The sequence below is a fragment of the Vibrio sp. 811 genome, from assembly GCF_033339195.1.
Genome location: NZ_JAWOUB010000762.1, coordinates 1 through 560 on the forward strand (window position 1 = coordinate 1; position 560 = coordinate 560).

Sequence of the window (560 nt, forward strand, 5' to 3'; positions counted from 1 at the left end):
TTGGCAACAATCGTTCAGGATCGGCACTTAGTGCTTCGAATATATCCATGATGATTTGTTGCCCTTTGTATTCGACAATCTGTACCTGCGGCACTTGAATGACATACTGACTGACGAAATGTTTAAGCACATCTAGCGTTTTCGCCATATGCGGTTCTAAACAAGCATTCCATGCCAGTAAAGGGTTTTGGAATGGTTCATCAACCACTTTAATAGAGATGCTTGTAAGTAGGGCATTGACCATACCGCCAATCGCATCTTTGCGTTGGTGATGTTTACCGCTAAACAGCATTTGCCCGATAGAGCCGATATGTTCTTCAAACCAAGGATCACCGCAATCAGCTAACTGACTTGCTGCACCTTCTTGCCATTGCTGACGTGTGACCATACCCAGCACAATGGCATCTTCTAAGTCGTGCACGCCATACGCAATATCATCGGCGAGCTCCATAATGGAGCAGTCGAGGGATTTAAAGCGCGTTTTGCTGTGCTCTAAATCGGAGTCTGGTCGATAGCGCATTTGGCTCAACAGGCTTTTGTCATTCTCGCTGAGTGGAGCG

General features: G+C 46.4%; 1 pseudogene. It reads right to left on the minus strand.

Annotated elements, in window-relative coordinates:
• Positions 1 to 560, minus strand: a pseudogene (locus tag R7Q46_RS29265) (dGTPase); the annotation flags it as partial.